We start from the raw sequence: 20,804 nt of genomic DNA, 5'->3' as shown, positions 1-20,804 counted from the left end.
CAGAATTAAATATCGCCTTCGTCTGCAGAGATTGTCCTGACCCCAAAGCAAAAATAGAGGATATGGAACACCCACACGCCCCCCAGCACAATGCGCCCCACCGGCACGGCGTGCATCATCACAAAGCCGATGGACATGAGCAGGGTCACCGTCACCATAATGCGCACCTTGGTCTTTTTCGTCATGCCCTTGCCCTGGACAAAGCTCTCCAGGTTCTCCTTATAGAGCTTCGTACCCTTGAACCACCTGTCCAAGCGTTCCGAGCTGCGTGCAAAGCAGAACGCCGCCAGCAGCAAAAACGGGAACGCGGGCAGCAGGGGCAGAACCGCCCCCACCGCACCCAGCCCCACGCCGATGCAGCCCAACGCTATGTACCCGATTTTCTTGATTTTCATGCCTGTTCCTCCAATCTCCGTTTCTCTTTTCTGGTCTCGATTACGTGCCGCACCGCCTGCACCGGGCAGACAAGGAGCATCCTGGGCCCGGAAAAGCGCATCACCGCCCGGATCTTCTCCCGCATCTCTGGTTTGTAGCAGTGTACCCGGCAGTTGGAGCAGAAGGTCTTTGTCTCCATGAACGGGCAGTGGTCGCTGCGCTGTCGGGCGTATTCGGCCAGCGCCGCGCACTCCGGGCAGAGTCCCTTGGTGTGGTGGTTTTTCCGGCAGTAAAGGGCAATCATCTTGGCCACCATCGCCTTTTCCCGCTCCCGCTTTGTGTTCGTGTCCATCAGCTCAGCCTCCCATTTTCCACCGAGTACACCTGGTCTGCTATGCGCATGGTGCTCTGCCGGTGGGACACCAACACCACGGTCTTGCCGCCCCGCTCCTGGCCCAGGGACTTCAAAATCACCGCCTCGTTCAGGCTGTCCAGATTACTGGTGGGTTCGTCCAGCAGCATCAACGGAGCGTCGTGAAGGAATGCCCTTGCCAGCCCCAGCCGCTGGCGTTCCCCACCGGAGAGGGTGCCGCCCAGCTCGCCCACAGGGGTGTCGTAGCCTTTTGGCAGGGTCATGATGAAGTCATGGACAGCGGCCTTTTTGCAGGCGGCGACGATTTCTTCATCTGTGGCGTCCAGCTTTGCAACGCGGAGATTGTTCTTGATGCTGTCGTGAAACAGATGGGTCTCCTGGGTAACGACGCTCTCCATGTCCCGGAGGTTTTGGGTGTTGATCTGCCCCACGTCCCGGCCCGAGACCTGCACCTGCCCAGGCCCTGCCTGCCAGAAGCGCATGAGCAGCTTTAAGAAGGTAGACTTGCCGCTGCCGCTTTTGCCCACGATGCCCACCACTTTCCCTTTTGGCACGTCCAGGCTCAGCCCGCTGAGGACTTGTTCGCCGCCGTAGGAAAAGCTGAGGTTTTCAGCCGCCGCGCCGGTGAACTCTACCTGGGTCTGACCGCTGACCTCCTCTACCAAAGGCGCCTCCTCCAGAATGTCCAGCACCCGGTTTCCGGCGGCGAAGGTGCTCTGCAGGGTGCTGCCCAGGTTGGCCAGAGCCACATAGGGGCCAAAGCTGCTCATGAGCGCCACCGTGGGGATAAGCACCCCGGCAAAGTCCACCTGCCCCTGGCTGTACAGCGCCGCCGAGATGAACAGCATTGCCAGGTCCAGCAGGAGAATCACCGTATTTGTGACCGCCATGCTCCTCCCGGCCTTGCGCTTCATCTTAGACTCGCTCTCCGAGAGGGCATCGGTGCGGGCGTTCATCTCAGCGAGGCGGGCTTCCCCCTGGCCGTACTGGATGATTTCGTCCAGCCCCCGCAAACTGTCCAGTACAAAGGCGCTCAGCTCCCCGGATTCCCGCCGGAACACCATGCCGTCCTCCCCGCTGAGCCGGGAGGTGAGCATGGGCACGGCCAGCCCCACCACGGCATAAGCGAACAGAGCCAGCAGCCCCAGCGTCCAGTGGTAGCTGCCGATAAACAGGCACATCACCACCGTGAACAGCCCAGCAATCGCCGCCGGGGAGATGGTGTGGGCGTAGAACACCTCCAGCAGCTCAATGTCCGAGGTGATGACTGCTATCAGATCGCCACGGTCCCGGCCCTCCAGCTTGGCGGGGCACAGGCGGCGCAGGGCCCGGAACACTTTGTCCCTTATGAGCGCCAGCAGCTTGAAGGCGATAAAGTGATTGCTGGCCTGCTCGGCATAGCGCAGTACGCCCCGCAGCAGAGCGAACACGCCCACGGAAATGAAAATGGCGGTCAGGCTGAAGGGCGTGTCAAACTGCAATAAATCCAGCGCCGCGTACCCGCCGAAGATGGTGATAAACGCCGCGCACAGGTGCCCGGCCAGGCCCATGAGAATTGCCAGCACCATGAACCCGGCTAAAGGCTGTACCAGCCCTATCAGCCGCAGCATTACCTTGAATCCGCTCCTTTTCATTCAGATGGCCTCCCTTCCGTAGTTCTCCAAAGACTGTTGGGCGTTCCAAAGGGCAGCGTAAGCGCCCCGCTTTTCCAGCAGCTCATAGTGTGTGCCGTGCTCCGCAACGTGGCCCTTTTCCACCACATAAATGTTGTCCGCGCCGGTCACATTGGCCAGCCGGTGGGAGATGAGAATGACCGTCTTTTCCCTGGCCAGCCGGTGTATCTCCTCCATGATGTCATTCTCGCTCTCCACGTCGATGTTGGAGGTGGCCTCGTCGAAGATGTACACTGGACTGTCGTGGAGCAGCGCCCGGGCCAGGGCCAGCCGCTGCCGCTGGCCGCCGGAGAGGTTTGCGCCCTGCTCGGTGAGGGGGGTGTCAAGGCCCTTCTCCTGCCGGAGGAAACCGTCCAGCTTCACCTTTTCCAGCGCCGCCCAGAGTTCATCGTCCGTGGCATCGGGCCTGCCCATTTGCAGATTTTCCCGCACCGTGCCCTTGAACAGATAGCTCTGGTGGCTGATGTAGGTGATGCTTTCCATCAGGTTTGCCTCGGCTATGTCCGTCAGCTCCACGCCGCCGATCTGGATGGAGCCGGTATAGTCACGGTTACGACCCATGAGAAGTCCGGCGACGGTACTCTTGCCGCAGCCAGATTCCCCCACAATAGCGGTAAAGCCGCCTTTAGGCACAGCTAACTCGATTCCATGAAGAATAGGGCGGTCAGGCTCATAAGCAAAGCCCAGACTGGTGCAGGTGATGGAGCAGTCCTTTGGAAAGGGGGCAGTACCCCGTTCCGGATCGGGCAAGTCCAGCAGGCGGAAAATCTTCTCGCTGGCGGCCATGCCGTTCATGGCGATGTGGAAAAAGCTGCCCAGCTGGCGCATGGGGATGAAAAAATCGGCGGACAGGAGAATGATGAGCAGGCATCCGGCTAAGTCCGCCCGCCCGGCCCGGTACTGGGTCACGGACAGCACCACCCCCAGGGCCGCGCCGCCGTAGGCGATCAGGTCCATGATGGTGATGGAGTTCAGCTGCATGGTCAGCACCTTCATGGTGATGCGCCGGAAACTTTCGGCCTCCCGGTTCATCTCCTCCTGCTTGAAGCTGTCGGACTGGTAAATCTTTAGCGTTGTCAGGCCCTGGAGGTTCTCCAGGAAGGTGTCACCCAAAGCGGTGTACTGGCCCCAGTATTTGGCGAGCAGCTTTTTCGCCCAGGTCTGCACGGCGGCGATGGCAATGGGAATCAGCGGCACGCACACCAGCAGCACCAGCGCCGAGGGCGCGTTCACCGTGCAAAGGTAGGCGAACAGGGTCAGCGGGGCCAGCATGGCGTAGAAAAATTGGGGCAGGTACGCCCCAAAGTAGGTTTCCAGCTGGTCAACGCCCTCCACCGCCACCTGGACCACCTCGGCGGTGCTGGCGCTTTGGCGGTACCCAGCGCCCAGTCCCAGGAGTTTTCGGTAAATCAGCTCCCGCAAAGTGCGCTTGACAGTTTTAGACGAAAGGTAGCCCATGCGGCTGGCCCCCGCTGTGCAGGCGAAGCGGAGCACCACCGCTCCCGCCGCCACCGCTGCTGTCAGACCGATCCGTCTGCTCTCACCCAAAGCCAGGCACGCCAAAAGCGCGGTGATGGCGGTCATCATGGCCATGTTTGCCAATAGAGAGAGCCATTGCAGGGCCACGTTCCCGGCCACGTATTTTCGGCTCTCGGGGACTGTGCCGATCAGGCGTTTGTTGATCATCATAAACTTCATTCACCTCTTAGTTAAGCAACACTAACTTGATTGCCAAATAACAGCGCCCGACAATTAGCGAACGCTAACTACATCCATTTTACTATTCCGCACATCGTTTGTCAACCAAATTTTTAAGCAAACGCAGGAAGGGACGCGATAAACGCGCCCCTCCCCTTTGCCCGAAAGTACACTTACCCAAGATATTGGCAAATAACTTCCGCCGTCCTCTCCGGCCCCACTGAGCTGTCTACGCTCAGTTCATACTGATGAGGGTCGCCCCAGTTTTGCCCGGAGATACTTTTATAGTACGCGCTTCGGGCCATGTCCGACCGTGCAATGCTCTTTTCACCCTCCTGGGCGGTGTCGCCGTACATTTCCATGACCTTCTTCACCCGGTATTCCTTTGGAGCGTGGATGAACACCCGCACTATGTTCTCCCGGCCGCGAAGCACATGATCCGCCGCCCGGCCCACGATCACGCAGGAGCCCTGGTCTGCAATCATCCGGATGGCCTTTTCCTGTGCCGTAATGGCCTGCTGCACAGCGCTGGTGCTCAGGTACAATTCCCGCATGACGGCATTTTCGTCCGCGTTCAGGCCGGAGATAAACTCCTTTGCAAGGCCGCTTTCCTGGGCGGCCAGGGCAGTCAGCTCTTTGTAGTAGCAGGGAACGCCCAGCTTTTCCGCCACCAGCTGGCCTACCCGCTTCCCCGCGGAGCCATGCTCCCGGGCAATGGTGACAATCACGCCGGGCCTGCTCTTCCGCAGAGTCCCGGCGGCTTCCTGTATGCCGCTATCCGGGATACTCAGCTCTTTCCACAGCCTTACCATGACCGCTCCCGTGATGAGAATGGCAAACACATCCGCCAGCGGCGCAGCCCAGAAAATGCCGGTCACACCGGTGAAGATGGGGATAACCAGGGAGAACACGATGAGCAGCACATCCCGCAAAATGGACAGCGGCGCGGCGGCTTTCGCGTGGCCGATGGACTGCAAAAAGATGGCGCAGACCTTCTGCACACAGGTAAACAGAATCAGCGACAGGTAGATGCGTAGGCACAGCACCGCAAACTGGGTGTACAGCTCGCCGTCCGCGCCGAACATCCGGATAAACACCAGCGGGAAAGCCTCAAACAGCACTGTACAGAGCAGGCAGACAATCACCGTCCACTTTATCATCAGCTTCAGCAGCTCCCGCACCCGGGTGTACTTTTTCGCTCCGTAGTTGTACCCCACAATGGGCTGTGCCCCTGCCGCGATGCCGATGGCAATGTTCAGCACAATCTGGAACAGCTTCATGATGACCACGAAAGCGGCCAGGGGAATGTCCGCCCCATATTCCGACTGTGCGCCGTACCGCACCAGCAGGATGTTGTTGATAACCGTAATCACCACAATGGACAGCTGGGTCAGCAAACTGGACGTGCCCAAAGCCATCACCTGCCGGAGAATCTTGCCATTGGGCCTGAAGCTGCCGCCGCCTATGCGGAAAGACTTGCTTCGGGCCAGGTAGGCGGCACAGATAAGAAAGCTGACGAACTGCCCAAGAATCGTGGCCCAGACCGCGCCCTTTATCCCCATGTCCAGCACAAAAATCGCCACCGGGTCCCCGATGATGTTCAGCACCGCGCCCACCAGCATGGCTCCCATAGCGTACCGGGGGCTGCCGTCCGCCCGGATGATGGAGGCTAGGGTGTTCTGCACCAGGGCCAGGGGCATCATGGCGTAGATGATGAAACCGTAGTCGTGGGCCAAGGTGAGGTTCTGGTCCGTGGCCCCGATGAGCCGGAGCAGGCCGTCGCCCCAGGCGTAGCTGACCGCGATAATGATTGCTCCGCCCAGGAAAGAGCCGAGAATGGCGTTTCCTACAATCCTGTGGATATCCTTCGTTTCTCCCCGGCCCAGGGACACGCTGAGCGCCGCGGCAGCTCCATCACCAAAGAACAGCGAAACGCCCCAGCCTATCACCGTGATAGGGAAGATAACCCCGGTGGCGGCGTTGCCCAGATAGCCCACGCCATTGCCTACAAAGATCTGGTCCACAATGTTGTACAGGCAGGAAATGATCAGCGAGAAGATGCAGGGAATGGCAAATTTCCCCAGAAGCCTGCTTACCTTTTCCGTGCCGAGATAGGTACTGTCCTGCATAAAAAACCTCCTGAAAATGCCAAGGGCGGCACACGTCCGACGCGCGCCGCTCCTATATCTGGCATCCCCAAAAGAATAGACACACGCCGTTTTCCGTACCGTAATCAGGCTTACGCACAGATACTTTATGAGGGTATTCCGTGCCGCGTGTGTCGTTGAATGGCTATATTTGATTTGCTTGGTCAGTATAGCATTTTTCCGGCGGGAAAGTCAAATGGTCATTTTGCACAAAGAATTTTTTCAGAGGGCCGCCCGCTCCCCAAGGTACGGTAGGTGTAGACAATTATCGCGGCACAGATCAGAAAGGTCAGCACATCGGAAACGGGCATACCTGCCCATGAGCCGGCCTACGGACTCGGTTTCGAGAAACGCATTTGACTTGTTGTCCATGAAAATACCTCCTGAGAATTCAGAAAGCCGGACTTACGCCTATTGGCCGCACACTTTCCATAATAAAAACAACGTGCAGCTTCAACCGGAATTACGCGGTAACACTACACGTTGCAGCTTTAGTATAGCAAATGGAGTCCGAAAAAGTCAAGCAGAATTTTCAAAAGGTACCTTGACAAATCTGAAAGGCAAGGGGTATAATGTTTAGGTACCTAATATAAATTTGAGAGGAGCTCAAAAAATGAAACGAAATGAGAGCTTTGAGAAGCACATCGCTTGGCGCAAGGCGCACTATGAGCAGGAGGACGTGAACGGCAGGCTGGTTATCAATCTTCGGGACATCGGACACACCATGCGGGATATGTCGGAAGGGCGGGGCAGTCAAAAGCGCATTTTGACCGTCCTGCTGGAAACCGGTTCCATTACCCAGCGGGAACTGACGGAGCGGCTGGGCATACAGCCCGGCTCTGCCAGCGAGGTGATCGCTAAGCTGGAAAATGCCGGGCTGCTTACCCGCACGGAGAGTGAAACCGACCGCCGCACTGTCGACGTTGCTCTAACCGAGGAAGGCAAACGGCAGGCAGAAGATGCCAATTCTCAGCGCATAAGGCGGCATGGCGAGATGTTCTCCTCCCTGTCTGATGAGGAAAAGGGAATGCTGCTGAAGCTTTTGGAAAAGGTAAATGCGGACTGGGAATCCAGATACGCGGACCGCCAGGCACATCACCATGGCCATCATGAGCATCACGGACACCATGGCCCCCATAGTGATTGGGAAGGCCATCACCATCACGCCGCCGGAGAAAACGACGGCCACCCCCGCTGTAATCATGACTGTGCCAACTGCCCTGACCCTTGCAGGAAAGGCAGGGCCTTTCGGGAAGGCGGTAAATAGGCGGTATGTGGAAATATGTGAAAAGATACCTGCCGCTGGCGGTTCTTGCCGGGCTTTTCATGGTGGGGGAAGTGTTGATGGATCTGGTGCAGCCCGGCATCATGAGCCGTATCGTGGACGATGGTGTGCTGGGAATGAACAGCAATGGCGCAGGCGATTTGTCCTTGATCTGGACTCTGGGGCTGCAAATGATCGGCCTGGTATTGTTCGGCGGGCTGTGTGGCTCCATGAACAATGTGTTTGTCCACCTGTCCGGCCAGAACATCGGCAACGAAATGCGCAAAGATGCCTTCCGGCGCATTATGGCGTTTTCCTTCCCTCAGACAGACAAGTTCGGGGTGGGGTCTCTGGTGACCCGGGTCACCAACGATATCACCCAGGTGCAGAATTTTGTGTCCCAGTTTGTCCGGGGTATGATACGCTGCGTGTTCCTGACCCTGGGCAGCATCACGTTTATGTTCCTGCTCAATCGCGAGTTTGGGCTGGTTCTGCTGTGCGCGTTCCCCTTTATTGTGGGGGTTTTAGCGTTCTGCCTTTGGAAAGCCAACCCTCTTTTCCCACGGCTTCAGGCCCAGCTGGACCGGATCAATGCGATCATGCAGGAGGACGTTTCCGGGATACGGATCATCAAAGCCTGTGTCCGGGAGGTTTATGAGAAAGCCCGGTTCGGCAAGACGAATGATGAACTCATCAGGACACAGATGGAGGTGCTGGTCATTTTTGCCTTTATGAACCCGGCCATAAACGCCCTGATGTACCTGACCACAGCCGTTATCTGCCTTTCCGGTTCCCGGCAGGTAACCAGCGGCGGCGCGACCCCTGGGGTCATTATGGCGGCCATCACCTATACCACACAGCTGCTTCACGGCATCCTTATGCTGGTCATGCTGTTTCAGAGCATTTCTAAGGGGCTGGCCTCTTGGAAGCGTGTCAAAGAAATCCTGGATGCCCGGCCCGAACTGGAAAACGGCAGTTTTACTGGCAGCACAGAGATGCGGGGGGCTGTGGAATTTCGCAATGTGAGCTTTTGCTACCCCGGCAGCGGCCGTCCCGTCTTGAAAAATATCAATTTGAAAATAGCGCCGGGAGAAACCGTTGCAGTTATGGGGGCCACCGGCTGCGGCAAGTCCAGCCTTGCAAACCTGATACCCCGTTTTTACGATGTGCAGTCCGGTGCGGTGCTGGTAGACGGCGTGGATGTGCGGGAATATGACCAGCAGGCGCTGCGCCGGAAAATTGCTGTCGCGCTGCAAATGGCCGAGCTATTCAGCACATCTATCAGCGAGAATATCGCGTGGGGCAGGCCCGGGGCCAGTCGGGACGAAATCCTGTCCGCGGCAGAAACCGCTCAGGCAGACAGCTTTATTGAAGGCCAGGCAGATGGGTACGGTACCCTTGTAGCGGAGCGGGGTATGAGTCTGTCCGGCGGGCAGAAACAGCGGCTTTCCATTGCCCGGGCTGTGATAAAGCCGACGGAGATCCTGATATTTGACGATTCTACCAGCGCCCTTGACCTGCGGACAGAGGCAAAGTTTTACGAGGCCCTGGATGCTGCCCGCCAAGACGCCACAAAAATCATCATTGCCCAGCGCATCGCTTCTGTCCGCCGAGCAGACCGCATTGTTGTGCTGGATCAGGGAGCTGTCGTGGCGACAGGAAGCCATGAGGCGCTGATGAATAGCTGCCCCATCTATCAGGACATCTACCGCTCACAATTGGGAGAGGGGGCTGAACATATTGCCTGAGCAGAAACCTAATGTGGAGATGCGGAGCATCCCCGGCATGATGAATCGGGGTCCGGGCGCGCGATTTGCCACAGTGGAACACGCTGAGAACGCCGGGGCTGCGCTCAGGCGGATCGCCGCATATTTTGGCAAAGAGAAGGCTATGGTGCTGGGTATGCTGGCGGCAGTGGTTTTCGGAACCCTGTGCGGCGTGTACGCGCCCAGCGTACAAAGCCGGGCCATTGACATAATTGCCGGAAGCAGGGGTGGCTTTCTGCTCCCCACCGTAGGGCTCATGGCGGCGGTGTACCTGCTGTACAGTGTCAGCCAGCTTTTTCAGGGGCTCATCAGTGCCAGGCTCAGCCAGCGCCTTGTAAAGCGGATGCGGGAGGAGCTTTTTTCCAAGCTCATTGACCTGCCGGTGAAATATCTCGACACCCATTCCCATGGGGATGTGATGAGCCGCATGACAAATGATGTGGAGAATATCTCCACCACGGTATCCCAATCGCTGCCATCCCTGTTCTCCGGAGTGCTGACCATTTTTGGTACTGTGGCCATCATGCTGTGGTACTGCTGGCAGCTGGCTCTGCTCAGCTTTGCCACGGTGCTGCTGACAGTGCTGGCTACCAAGCTGCTGTCCGGGCGGGTGCGCAAATACTCCCGAAAGCGGCAGGCATACCTGGGGCAGCTTAACGGTACAGTAGAGGAAATGGTGGCCGGGTACCGCACAGTGGTGGCTTATCAGCACGAAGATATCACCACAGAAAATTTCTGCAGCACCTCGGATGAATTGACCAAAGCGGGGATAAAAACGGATATTTTCAGCGGCGTTATGGGCCCAATTATGAATTGCATCGGCAACATTGGCTTTGTTATAATCGCGGCCTTCGGCGGATATTTTTCTATCAACGGTTTCATTTCTGTGGGGGTCATCTCCGCTTTTATCGTGTATGCCAAGCAGTTCAGCCGCCCTATCAATGAGATCGCCCAGGTTTACGGCCAGCTGCAGACAGCCATTGCCGGGGCAGAGCGTTTGTTTATCGTCCTGGACGAACAAGATGAAGATATGTCCGGGGAGCCTCTGGAGCCCCGCCGCGCGGCGGTGGAGTTTTCCCATGTGGACTTCGCCTACGCTCCCGGGCGCCCGGTACTTCGGGACTTTACCTTGCAGGTGCCTCCCGGCAAAAAGGTCGCTCTGGTTGGTGCAACCGGCAGCGGGAAGACTACGGTGGTCAACCTGCTCATGCGGTTCTATGATATTGACAGCGGAACGATACGGATTGACGGGCAGGATATCCAAAAGATGAGCCGCGTCAGCCTGCGGAAGAATGTGGCCATCGTTTTGCAGGACACCGTGCTTTTCAGTGACACGGTGCGCAAAAACCTGGAATACGCCAGGGATAACGCCCGCATGGACGACATTGAAAAAGCCGCTGAACTGAGCCATTGCAGTGAGATGATCCAAAAGCTGCCGGAGGGCTATGACACCCTGCTAGCAGCCTCCGGCGCGAATATCAGCCAGGGCCAGCGGCAGCTCCTTGCCATTGCCCGGGCCTTTGTGGCGGACCCTAAGATACTCATACTGGACGAAGCCACCTCCAATGTAGACACCCGCACGGAGAAAGCCATACAAGGAGCTATGCAAAAAATCATGGAAGACCGCACCAGCATTGTGATCGCCCACCGGCTGTCCACCATCCGGGACGCGGATATCATCGTAGTAATGGATCGGGGGGAGATCGTAGAGAGTGGGAGCCATGATGAATTGATAAAAAAGAGAGGGAAATATTACGATTTGTATAAAACCCAGTATGCTGGGTTTGCAACATAACCAAGGAGGAAATACTATGGAAATCAGCCGTACTTTTTATTCAGACGCACACACTGCCCATGAAGTCACCTACACCCCGGACATCGTTTTTGCCCACCGGGAAACCGGCGATTTGAAACTGCAGATGCTGTCGCCCGCGGCCCCCAACCTGCCGCCCAGGTTTGTGAATCCCATCTTTGCAGAGCTGGAAAAGGAAGGAAAGATTCCGCCTCATCCCAAGGACACCCGGCGCTTCCCGCTGCTGGTAGACGTACCCGGTTCCGGCTGGAGCGGCGCACAAGGGTATGCCCATGTGCCGAAAATGGTAGAACTTGCCAAATTGGGCTTTGTAGTGGCCAGCATTGAGTATCGGGGGACTTACAAGGATGATGTACGTTTTCCCGCTGCCGTGCAGGACACCAAAGAGGCCATCCGCTTCCTGAGGGCCAATGCGGAAACGTATCATGTAGACCCCGCTCACGTAATGCTGCTGGGCGATTCCTCCGGCGGACACACGGTGGCTATGGCCGCTCTCACCGGGAACGAGGAACGCTTTAACATCGGTGAACATTTGGAACAAAGCACCGTGGTGGAGTCCTGCGTCATTTTCTATGGGCCAAACGATTTGCTTAACCTTGTGCCAGACCGTCTGGCAGAACACAAGAAGCTTCGGCCCGGCGAGGGCGAGTTCCCCTTTGAGGCCAGGGAGATCTTCAAAGAGGATTTCCGGCAGAACCCCGAAGGAATGCTGGCCGATGCCAGCCCCATCAACTATATCGAGAGGGCAAAAAAACTTTCGGCATTTCTATTCATCCAGGGTGAGGAAGACCCTATCATCCCTATGCGGCAGGGACTGCGCTTCTGTGAGAAAGTGCGGGAGCATGGTGGCCGGGCCGAGTTTGTGAAGGTTTGCGGCGCGGGCCATGGCACTGGCTGCTGGCCGAAAGAGGTTATGGAGATGATGGGGCAGTTCTTGAGGGCTTACCAAACAGTTTAACAAGAAGTCTATGGGGGGTTCACATACTACCCAAAAACTAACCCCCCGGAACTTTTAGAAGTTTCGGGATTCTTTTTTGCATTTCCCTTTCCTTGAACCATATGAGGATGAGCCCGAAAGCTGCTGGATTCGATTTGCAGAGAGATTGCCCACCGCCTTTTCCATGTAAAATTAAATACGCAAAAGGCGTTCTTTCGGCCCTGATTGCCGGAAAGAACGCCTTTTTATATTACCTGTCTTATCCTTTTGTAGGCTGCCGAGGCCCACCCCCAATCAATCGTTTTGCCAACCCAAAACAGATTGATTGGAGGAACCAACGGTGGAATATACACCAAAGAAAGTGTTTGTCTTAGACGGCAAAACTTACCTGGAGCTCAGTTATGCTGAGTTCCGTCAGCAGAAAGATACATACCAAGGCAGGCGGTTCATACCTCTGCATGGTATGCTGATGGAAGTGCCTGAAGGTGACTACAAGGCGTTTTACAAGAGGAAGCGCCGCGAGAAATATCTAAAGAAGCGTTCCAAGGATAACGGCGACTTCTCCTACGATATGCTTACCACGGATGATTTCAACGGTGAGGATATCCTGATGGACACGATAGCTGACACGGCAGGACAGGCGGAAAAGGAACTTCTGGTGGACAGGCTCCGCCAAGAGATTGCCCTGCTTTCTGACAGTGAACAACAGCTATTGCATCAGTTTTTCAATCAGCAGCTATCCGAAAGGGCTATTGCTAATATGTACGGCGTTTCCCAGGTCGCAATACATAAGCAAAAAGCTCGTGCCCTCGCAAAGCTGAAAAAACTTTTGAAAATTTAAAATTTGAAGGTTATCAGACCCCTTACTTTTTGGCTTTAGAAAGTGTGGGGTCTTTCTTGTTCCCCTCCGTTGCTCTTTGAAAACCGAATACCCAGCGCACCTTTTACTTTCCTTCTGCCGCCGTGAGGAGCGGCAGCCACATGAGCGGACGCCAGAATTTCGGCCTCCAGGCTCAGACGATGGAACGCACATTCATCGACGGCGATGACCGGCAGAAGGGATAATGATACTTGCGTCCAGTCCTAAAGCCGAGCGTGACCCGTCGCAGCAAAGGAGGGCGCCCTCCAGAGATCCTGGGGGTGGTGATATTCCAATGAGGTTAAAGGCATAACCGGAGGGTGCGTTCCCTGCTTGGGGGCGATGGTCGCCAGTGGCGACCGCTCTGAGCTGACCGAGTCGGCAGACGAGAAATCGAGGATAAATACAAGCACGCAAAACGATTGATACAAGGCGGCAGTCCGCCCTTTGACTGCCGCCCTTACTTACGGAGGAAATCATGAGAAATGTAAAGCGCGGCGAGATTTACTACGCCGACCTATCGCCGGTGGTAGGCAGCGAGCAGGATGGCACACGGCCCGTCCTCGTTATCCAGAATGACACCGGCAACAAGTTCAGCCCTACCACCATCGTGGCAGCTATCACCAGTAAGTCGGACAAAGCCAAGCTGCCCACCCACGTTATTGTTCATGCGGAGGGGCTGGAAAAAGAGTCCGTTGTGCTGCTGGAACAGATACGAACCATCGACAAGCGCCGGTTGATTCGGTATAGCGGCAAACTGGATAAGAACACTATGGGCCGGGTCGACCACGCCATCATCGTCAGCTTTGGAATCAAATATATGGAGGGGCTGCTATGACAAATGACATCAACAATTCTGCCTTCGCCTACAATGTGAATATGCTCCGTCTGCTGCTGAAAATGCAGCTCGTTACGCAGGAGGAATACGAGCGTATTTTGCAGATTTCTGCCGCCCACTACGGCATCGAAAAAATATATGTCTGAAATGAAAACTCTGGCGGTTTGCGCTGGATGTATCTGAACTCTTGTGGTATTGTTGGTGGTGCCGAAAGGCGAAAAATCAGAGAAAGGAATGGTGCAAATGACTGTAACAGATATCAGCCGGGAACCGCAAAAGCCCGAAGTTATCCGGCTTGCGGCCTACTGCCGGGTGTCCAGCAAGTCCACCGACCAGCTACACTCTTTTGCGGCTCAGATCCGCTATTACAAAGACTATGAACGCAAAAACCCGCAATACAAGCTGGTGGACGTGTATGCAGACGCGGGACTGAGCGGAACAGACATGAAAAAGCGCGATGAGCAGAACCGGCTCATCCGGGATTGCAAACTGGGCAAGATAGACCGTGTTATTACCAAATCCGTATCACGATTTGCACGGAATACCCAAGAACTTCTGGTGGCTCTACGCACCCTAAAAGAGTTGGGAGTAAGCATCTACTTCGAGGAGCAGGGCATCGACAGCGACAAAATGAACATGGAAATGCTGGTAACTTTCCCCGGCATGGCTGCCCAGCAGGAAAGCGTGAACATCTCCGATCACCTACGCAGGAGTTATCAAATGCGTATGGAGTCGGGGGAGTTCAACTGCAACGCTCCTGCCTACGGTTTCGAGATGGTGGATGGAAAAATGGTCATAAAAGAGGATGAGGCATCTGTTATTCGCCGCATTTTTGAACTTTACCTGCAAGGAATTGGCAAGCAGAATATTGCCAATATACTCAACGCAGAGAGTATTCCACGGCGGTATGGTCAGCAAAAATGGCACCACACTACGATTGACTATGTCATCAAAAATGAACGGTATATGGGCGATGCACTCCTTCAGAAAGAGTACACCACGGAAACCCTGCCGTTTCGCAAAAAGCGCAACCATGGCGAAAAGATGCAGTACTATGTTGAAAACAGCAATCCATCCATTGTCAGCAGAGAGGTGTTTCACGCAGCTCAAAAACTGCAAGAATCCAGAATTACGAACAGAAGGCGGGACCACAACTCGATTTTGTCTGGTATCCTGCGTTGCCCCGACTGCGGGAGCACCTTCCGCCGACAGCTGCTGCGCGGAACCGTGTACTGGATGTGTAGTGATAAGGCGGCGGGGGCTACAGATTGCAAAAGCAGACGTGTGCGAGAAACTGCTGTGTTTGACACCTTCTGCTTGATGGTGGACAAATTGGCCTCCCACCGGCAAGACCTGCTGGGTACTCTCATACACCAGCTGGAGATGATGCAGAATCGTGGCGGAGAAAGCCAGGAAAAGATACGGCAGATCGACAAGCAGATAGCAGGTTTAAGTGCGCAAAATCTGGTGGTTGCCCGGCTCCACACCAACGGCGTTCTGAACGCCACCGACTTCGCCGCGCAGTCCTCGGTCATCAGCAACAAGATTAACGCATTACGGCTGGATCGCAAAAAAGCACTGGCAGAGGACGAAGATGATGAACTGATATACACGCTGAAATCACTGGACGATACCCTGGCAGGATATGTGCCGGGGGCGTCATTTAACCGAGAGCTATTCAAGGAAACAATCCAGAGTATCACGGTCATGGACAACTCGAAGCTGACCTTTCATCTCATCGGCGGGCTGGCCTTTACGGAGCAAATCCCCGAGAATGTGAGGTGTCGCACAGCATGAAAAAGAGAAATATTCCGTTCGGATACCAGTATCAGAACGGCGTGATAACCACCCATCCGCAAGAGGCTGCTGTGCTGAATCGCATTTTTAGTGAGTATCAAAACGGCCTTTCCCTGCTGAATATTGCCGACCGGCTGAATGCTGAAAATGTTGAGTATCAGCCCGGTGTTACCGGCTGGAACAAATCCCGCATTATGCGGCTGATTGAGGATGAGCGATACACCGGCAAAGGCGGCTTTCCAGTGATTAGTGATGAAAGAACGCATCAGGCCATGGTCGAGATAAAAGCCCAAAAGAACACCCAGCACGGTACCGACCGCCGCTCTGAAATTTTCCATATAGATGTGCCAGTAATCTGCCCCACTTGTGGCGGCGAAATGGTTCGACGGCATGACAGCCGATTCAAGAAGTGCCAGCAACGATGGATATGTTCCAATGCGGAGTGCCACACGGTGATTCACAAGGCCGACAGCGACCTGCTCCACGATATAACTGTACTGCTAAACCGGGCGATTGTCAATCCTGAGTTGGTGCAAATTCCAGTTATTGACGACTCCATGAGTGTGCAGACTCTGAAAGCTGAAAATGAGATTGCGCGAACATTAGACACGCTCGATTACGATAAAAACACCTTGAGAAAAAAGATGTTGGAGTGTGCCTCCCTCAGATATGCGGACATCGATTCCACTCCATATATAGCCCATAGGTTGAAAGCGACTCTTGCCGATGCAGAGCCGCTTTCAGTTTTTTCACTGGCACTTTTTAAGAGGACGGTTCAAGCCATCCACCTCGGAAAAGATGGCACCGTGAGCATAAAAGTGATAAATGACCAGATGGTCGGAAAGGACGATGAATATGCAACCGACAGTGAATACTCCGCAGAAAGTAGTGCGGAAAATCCCGGCGAAAATCAACATAGCTGAAGAAATCAAGCAGGCTCATCGGCAGCTCCGGGTAGCCGCTTACTGCCGCGTTTCTACGGCCCAGGAGGAGCAGTTAAACAGCTATGACGTGCAGGTAAGGTACTACACCGAAAAGATACGAAACGAGCCCAAATGGGCCTTTGTGGGCATCTTTGCGGACAGGGGACTTTCGGGGACGAGCACCAAAAAGCGCGATGAGTTCAACAAGATGATTAAGCAATGTCGGCGCGGCAAAATCGACATGATTATTACAAAATCCATCAGCCGGTTTGCGAGGAATACGGCTGACGTTCTCAAGTATGTTCGTATGCTCAAGGAGATAGATGTGGACATCTTCTTCGAGGAGCAGAACATCCACAGCACCCAGCCGGGGGCTGAGTTTTATATCACCATTTACGGCAGCATCGCCCAAAGTGAGTCGGAAAATATCAGTGCCAACGTCATATGGGGCAAGAATCAGAGCGCGAAAGAGGGAAAGATGCCGTTCCACTACAAAAACTTCCTTGGGTATCGCCGTGGAGAAGATGGCAAACCGGAAATTGACCCCGAAGAAGCTAAGACCGTCAAGCTGATTTATGAGCGGTTCCTGGCCGGGGACAGCATGAGAGGGATCGTGGAAATGCTGGATAATGCGGGTGTTCCCACCCCCGGCGGTCAAGGAAAATGGCACCGTTCCACGATATGCTCGATCCTGCAAAATGAACGATACAAAGGCGACGCCATCATCAATAAAACCTACGTTGTGGACTGCCTGAGCAAGAAGGTCAAGCGCAACGATGGGCAGGCGCGCCCCAAGTATTATGTAGAGAACAATCATCCGGCGATTATCAACCCTGCCACCTTTGGCCGGGCGCAGGAAGAACTGGCCCGGCGTACTGGTAAGCGGAAAGTCAAGCAAAAGGGTACAAAGACTGAGCAGGGCCGCTATTCCAGCAAATACGCTCTGACGGAACTGCTGGTCTGTGGCGAGTGCGGTACCCCATACCGGCGATGCACCTGGACGGTTAAGGGAGAAAAGAAACCAGTCTGGAGATGCATCAACCGGCTGGACTTCGGCAAGAAATACTGCCACCATTCACCCACGATGGAAGAAAGTGTGCTGCAGGAGGCTGTCATGGCGGCAATCATGCGCACAGCTAAACAGAGTGCCGATGTGCTGGGCACGTTGAAGCTGCACATCGGCATGGGGCTTAAGAATGATGATGGCGAAGATAACAGCTTGGATATACAGATAAGGATAGCAGAAATTGACGCAGAATTCAAGACCATGCTGCAGGCCATAGCTACTGATACGGTTGAGGATTTCGATGAACAGAGGGCTACAACGCTCATGGCTGAGAAAAACAGTTTAGAACAGCAGCTTCCCAAATATGACAATGCACAGCAGGAAAGAGAAAATGCAGAGTCACGATTGGATGAGATTTTTACCATCCTGAATGGACTGGAAAATCATCCGATGGAGTATGATGACCGGCTGGTGCGGCAGGTATTGGAGTGTGTGGTTGTGGAATCTAAGGAAAAGATCAAGGCGGTTTTTGCGGGAGGGTTGGAGGTTGAGCAGGCTATCGAAAATGCGTGAGAGTTCGGATACGTACTCTGATTTGGCAATAATATCTTTTTCGTATCCACCTCACAAAAAAGCCAGGAATCATGCGGGTTCCGGGCTTTTTCTTTTTGCTTTCTATCAGCTTTTTGGGGGCTTTCTATCATTTTTCTATCAGCCCTCCTGCACAGTAGGCTGATAGATAGCCCTCTCCATCGCCGCTGCCATATCTAGCTTGGAATTTTTATCGACGTGGGCGTAAAAATTCAGCGTGGTAGAGGCGCTGCCATGGCCCAGCCACTGCTGCACTTGGACGATGGAAAAGCCCATGTTCAGCAGATTTGATGCCGCGCTGTGACGGAGGTCATGCAGGCGGATATTCGGCAGGCTGCTTTTGGCGATGACGTTGTGGAAAGTCCGGGTTAGGTAATTTGGCGAGATCACGTTTCCATCGGGCCAAGTGCACACATAATCATTCTGTATGTACCCCGCGCCCAAGGCCCCTTGCAGGCGCTCCTGGCGGTGTTTCTGCCCCTTTAAGAGCTTGTACACGCTGTCTGTCATGGGTAAGGTACGATAGCTGCTGTTGGTCTTGGGCGTGTCCACATAATCGCCGTCCACGCCCTGCTGTAGCGTTTCTGTGACCGTTATGGTGCGGTTCTCAAAGTCGATATGCTCCCACTTCAGGCCCAGCACCTCGCTGCGTCGGAAGCCATAGACAGCGCACAGATTGACCGGCAGCTCCACTACATTCCCGATGAACAGCGCCAGCATCATGTCTATCTCAGACGGGTTTAAGAAACTGGCGTTATAACGCTCCGTCTTGGGTTTCCTCGCCGCGCTGGCCGGGTTAAACTGGATCAGGCCATCGTGTACGGCATCGCTCAGGGCCTTGGAAATCACCTGATGGTGGTGCCGGATGGACATGGCCGACAGCGTACCCTTGCCGTTCTGCTTGCTCCCTGGCTGCTGTTTGGACTGATAGTAAGCGTCCAAATCAGTGGGTTTTAGCTTTTGCAGCAATACCGGGTGCTGTTTGAAATACGGCACGATGTGGTTTACTACCATGGCCCGATAGGTTCGGTAGGTATTGGGCTTAATGTTCACTCCTGCTCCCTCAATCCATTGCTCCAGATAGTCGGCAAAAGTTAACCGGCAAAACGGAGTAGACTTTGCCTCCCACTCGTCAATCAACTTCTGCAAAAACTTCTCTGCGCTGCGCTTATTCCCTCTCAGGGGCAGATTTGTGGAGAACCATTTTTGTTTGCGTTTTCCTGTCTCTTCTTTCAGGTTCAACACGGCATAGTATTTGCCGTTTTTCGTTGTTATAAAGCCGGTGACTGCCATTTATTTACTCCTTTCCAGGCTTTCAGCGGCTTCATCTGATGGCTCCATTGTACCAGATTTGGAAGCCGCACGCAAGCGGAGAAATTCCTCTACACTCGCCTTTGGAATGATGTATTTCCTCCCTATGCGAATACTGGAAACCGCCCCGCTTTTCAGCAGGCTGTAGGCTGTATTCCTGCCAACATGGAGCATGGCTTGCAAATCCCTAGCGGAAACCACATCCGGGTACTCCGCAAAAATTCTGCTTTTCATAAAATCACGTTTCCTTTCTTTTTGATTGTCTTGAACTCACCAGGGTGCAAACCGGGAAAGAATGCCGTCTATTGTTTTTCTATCCTCCTTTTCAAGCTGTGCACACAGCCTCCGCAGCAACTCTGTCTCTTTGGGGGTAAGCGTTTTCCGGGTCAGATAGAAGCCCTCCTCCACCTCCACACCGCCGCCATACCGGCCCCGGACAGTCTTCAGAGGATAAGAGCACATGAGTTCCTCCACATCCCGCTGGATAGTCCGCGTGGACACGCTAAATTCCTGTGCCAGGTTTTCGTATGTATCGTGCCGCCTGGCGCAAAGGGCCGCCAATACGGCTTTCCGGCGCTCCGCAGCGCTCATGTGCTCACCTCCTTCCCTCGGTCTGCATGAACAGGATAAAAGTTAAAGCAGACAGCGTGTGTCTGCTTTAAAAATAATTTGATTCACTTTATCATAACAGCTTATTCCGGGCATAAAAAAGCGGCGTTCAGCCCTGCATGAGGCTAACACACCGCTTTTTTTACGTAAAAAGAAAAGGCGCGGAAATGATATGCCGCGGCCCTTCCCACACCTTTCACTGTACTAAGTATAACAGGAAAAAGTCCCCTAAAATTCCCCTCTTTAAGAAAAAGAAGAGTGTATATTTTGCGCTTTTTTAGGCAAAATTTACAAACGCTTCTCGCTTTAAAAAAATTCAGACACGGAAAAGACCGCAGTTTTCACACCGCAGTCTTTCTCACACCTTTCACTCTACTCATTATATCACAAAAAAGTCTGCAAAAAGTCTGCACTTTTGGGGTTGACAAAAATTTACCGTCTTCTTTTCCTTACACACGCCAATCGCCACACGATACAGAATTCACACAAAAAGAGATGAAGCCTCAGCCTTTTGTGCCCGGTGTCTTTCCTTCATTCATAATTTTTCAGACTGGCTTTCAAACAATTTTTTCTATACTCATACGCGGCAGCGGGCGGGGTGTTAGGGGCGCAAAGCCCCTAACAAGCAGCATGTTCGAGAGAAGCGGAAAAGTGCCATGTGGCACTTTTTGTGGCGCTTTTCGAGAAAAAATGCGATGCTTGCTCGTCCAGAACCACAGTTCCGGACGCTTTGCCGCCTGCGGCGGTTCTCGCCCCCAAACCTCCCCGTTTTCCTCCTGCCAAACAGGCAAATCCGACCTGTCCAAAACCGGATTTCCCGTAGG

Annotated in this window: 19 protein-coding genes; 10 read left to right on the top strand and 9 right to left on the bottom strand. The window is 54.4% G+C overall.

Translation table 11 applies throughout. The features are described 5' to 3' along the window. Nucleotides 1-5 precede the first annotated feature (5 nt). The 6 genes from VSQ30_RS00405 to VSQ30_RS00380 form a co-directional block, all read right to left on the bottom strand. Nucleotides 6-395 (bottom strand): YbaN family protein, encoded by a 390-nt coding sequence (locus VSQ30_RS00405; protein ID WP_334461284.1) that lies wholly within the window; start codon nt 393-395, stop codon nt 6-8. Beyond that, nucleotides 392-727: a nitrous oxide-stimulated promoter family protein gene (locus tag VSQ30_RS00400; RefSeq protein ID WP_120428431.1), complete on the bottom strand. Its 336-nt coding sequence runs from the start codon at nt 725-727 to the stop codon at nt 392-394. Before VSQ30_RS00400 ends, VSQ30_RS00405 begins: the two co-directional genes overlap by 4 nt. Next, nucleotides 727-2,382 carry a thiol reductant ABC exporter subunit CydC gene (cydC, locus tag VSQ30_RS00395; RefSeq protein ID WP_334461282.1) on the bottom strand — a complete coding sequence of 552 codons (1,656 nt, stop codon included), beginning with the start codon at nt 2,380-2,382 and terminating at the stop codon, nt 727-729. Before cydC ends, VSQ30_RS00400 begins: the two co-directional genes overlap by 1 nt. After that, nucleotides 2,383-4,107 carry an ABC transporter ATP-binding protein/permease gene (locus VSQ30_RS00390; RefSeq protein WP_334464749.1) on the bottom strand — a complete coding sequence of 575 codons (1,725 nt, stop codon included), beginning with the start codon at nt 4,105-4,107 and terminating at the stop codon, nt 2,383-2,385. It abuts the gene before it with no gap. 185 nt (nt 4,108-4,292) lie between these two features. Further along, nucleotides 4,293-6,248 carry an MATE family efflux transporter gene (locus tag VSQ30_RS00385; RefSeq protein WP_334461281.1) on the bottom strand — a complete coding sequence of 652 codons (1,956 nt, stop codon included), beginning with the start codon at nt 6,246-6,248 and terminating at the stop codon, nt 4,293-4,295. Between the two features lie 240 nt (nt 6,249-6,488). Next, a complete protein-coding gene (locus VSQ30_RS00380; RefSeq protein ID WP_334461279.1) occupies nt 6,489-6,638 on the bottom strand; it encodes a hypothetical protein in 150 nt (49 codons plus the stop codon). Between the two features lie 241 nt (nt 6,639-6,879). Here VSQ30_RS00380 and VSQ30_RS00375 point away from each other — a divergent pair, with 241 nt between their 5' ends. The 10 genes from VSQ30_RS00375 to VSQ30_RS00330 all read left to right on the top strand — a co-directional run bounded on the left by VSQ30_RS00375 (nt 6,880) and on the right by VSQ30_RS00330 (nt 18,042). After that, nucleotides 6,880-7,533 (top strand): MarR family winged helix-turn-helix transcriptional regulator, encoded by a 654-nt coding sequence (locus tag VSQ30_RS00375; RefSeq protein ID WP_334461278.1) that lies wholly within the window; start codon nt 6,880-6,882, stop codon nt 7,531-7,533. 5 nt (nt 7,534-7,538) lie between these two features. Beyond that, the gene (locus VSQ30_RS00370) at nt 7,539-9,278 is read left to right on the top strand and encodes an ABC transporter ATP-binding protein (RefSeq protein WP_334461276.1); all 1,740 of its coding nucleotides are present in this window, start codon (nt 7,539-7,541) and stop codon (nt 9,276-9,278) included. Continuing rightward, the gene (locus VSQ30_RS00365; protein WP_334461274.1) at nt 9,271-11,091 is read left to right on the top strand and encodes an ABC transporter ATP-binding protein; all 1,821 of its coding nucleotides are present in this window, start codon (nt 9,271-9,273) and stop codon (nt 11,089-11,091) included. Before VSQ30_RS00370 ends, VSQ30_RS00365 begins: the two co-directional genes overlap by 8 nt. Before the next feature lie 16 nt (nt 11,092-11,107). Further along, the gene (locus tag VSQ30_RS00360) at nt 11,108-12,067 is read left to right on the top strand and encodes an alpha/beta fold hydrolase (protein ID WP_334461272.1); all 960 of its coding nucleotides are present in this window, start codon (nt 11,108-11,110) and stop codon (nt 12,065-12,067) included. A 319-nt stretch (nt 12,068-12,386) separates the two neighbouring features. Continuing rightward, nucleotides 12,387-12,887, top strand: a complete 501-nt coding sequence (locus VSQ30_RS00355) for a sigma factor-like helix-turn-helix DNA-binding protein (RefSeq protein WP_334461271.1) — start codon at nt 12,387-12,389, stop codon at nt 12,885-12,887. 496 nt (nt 12,888-13,383) lie between these two features. Further along, entirely contained in the window at nt 13,384-13,743 is a 360-nt protein-coding gene (locus VSQ30_RS00350) for a type II toxin-antitoxin system PemK/MazF family toxin (RefSeq protein ID WP_334461270.1), read from the top strand. Continuing rightward, complete coding sequence (locus tag VSQ30_RS00345) at nt 13,740-13,889, top strand: hypothetical protein (RefSeq protein WP_334461267.1); 150 nt, start codon at nt 13,740-13,742, stop codon at nt 13,887-13,889. Before VSQ30_RS00350 ends, VSQ30_RS00345 begins: the two co-directional genes overlap by 4 nt. Nucleotides 13,890-13,986: 97 nt before the next feature. Beyond that, complete coding sequence (locus VSQ30_RS00340; RefSeq protein WP_334461265.1) at nt 13,987-15,540, top strand: recombinase family protein; 1,554 nt, start codon at nt 13,987-13,989, stop codon at nt 15,538-15,540. Further along, a complete protein-coding gene (locus VSQ30_RS00335) occupies nt 15,537-16,463 on the top strand; it encodes a recombinase family protein (RefSeq protein ID WP_334461263.1) in 927 nt (308 codons plus the stop codon). Before VSQ30_RS00340 ends, VSQ30_RS00335 begins: the two co-directional genes overlap by 4 nt. Next, a complete protein-coding gene (locus tag VSQ30_RS00330; protein ID WP_334461262.1) occupies nt 16,396-18,042 on the top strand; it encodes a recombinase family protein in 1,647 nt (548 codons plus the stop codon). The genes VSQ30_RS00335 and VSQ30_RS00330 overlap by 68 nt, the downstream gene beginning before the upstream one ends. Nucleotides 18,043-18,180: 138 nt before the next feature. On the opposite strand, the gene VSQ30_RS00325 is transcribed toward VSQ30_RS00330, so the two are convergent. The 3 genes from VSQ30_RS00325 to VSQ30_RS00315 are packed head-to-tail and all read right to left on the bottom strand — an operon-like array spanning nt 18,181 to nt 19,962. After that, the gene (locus VSQ30_RS00325) at nt 18,181-19,353 is read right to left on the bottom strand and encodes a tyrosine-type recombinase/integrase (RefSeq protein ID WP_334461260.1); all 1,173 of its coding nucleotides are present in this window, start codon (nt 19,351-19,353) and stop codon (nt 18,181-18,183) included. Further along, nucleotides 19,354-19,605: a helix-turn-helix domain-containing protein gene (locus tag VSQ30_RS00320; RefSeq protein ID WP_160644985.1), complete on the bottom strand. Its 252-nt coding sequence runs from the start codon at nt 19,603-19,605 to the stop codon at nt 19,354-19,356. 36 nt (nt 19,606-19,641) lie between these two features. Beyond that, on the bottom strand, nt 19,642-19,962 hold the full coding sequence (locus VSQ30_RS00315; RefSeq protein ID WP_166554326.1) for an HTH domain-containing protein: 321 nt from the start codon (nt 19,960-19,962) through the stop codon (nt 19,642-19,644). Between the last annotated feature and the right edge of the window lie 842 nt (nt 19,963-20,804).

The sequence above is a fragment of the Acutalibacter sp. JLR.KK004 genome, from assembly GCF_036941085.1.
Classification (GTDB): domain Bacteria; phylum Bacillota; class Clostridia; order Oscillospirales; family Acutalibacteraceae; genus Acutalibacter.
This window is presented reverse-complemented; position numbering and strand designations above follow the sequence as displayed.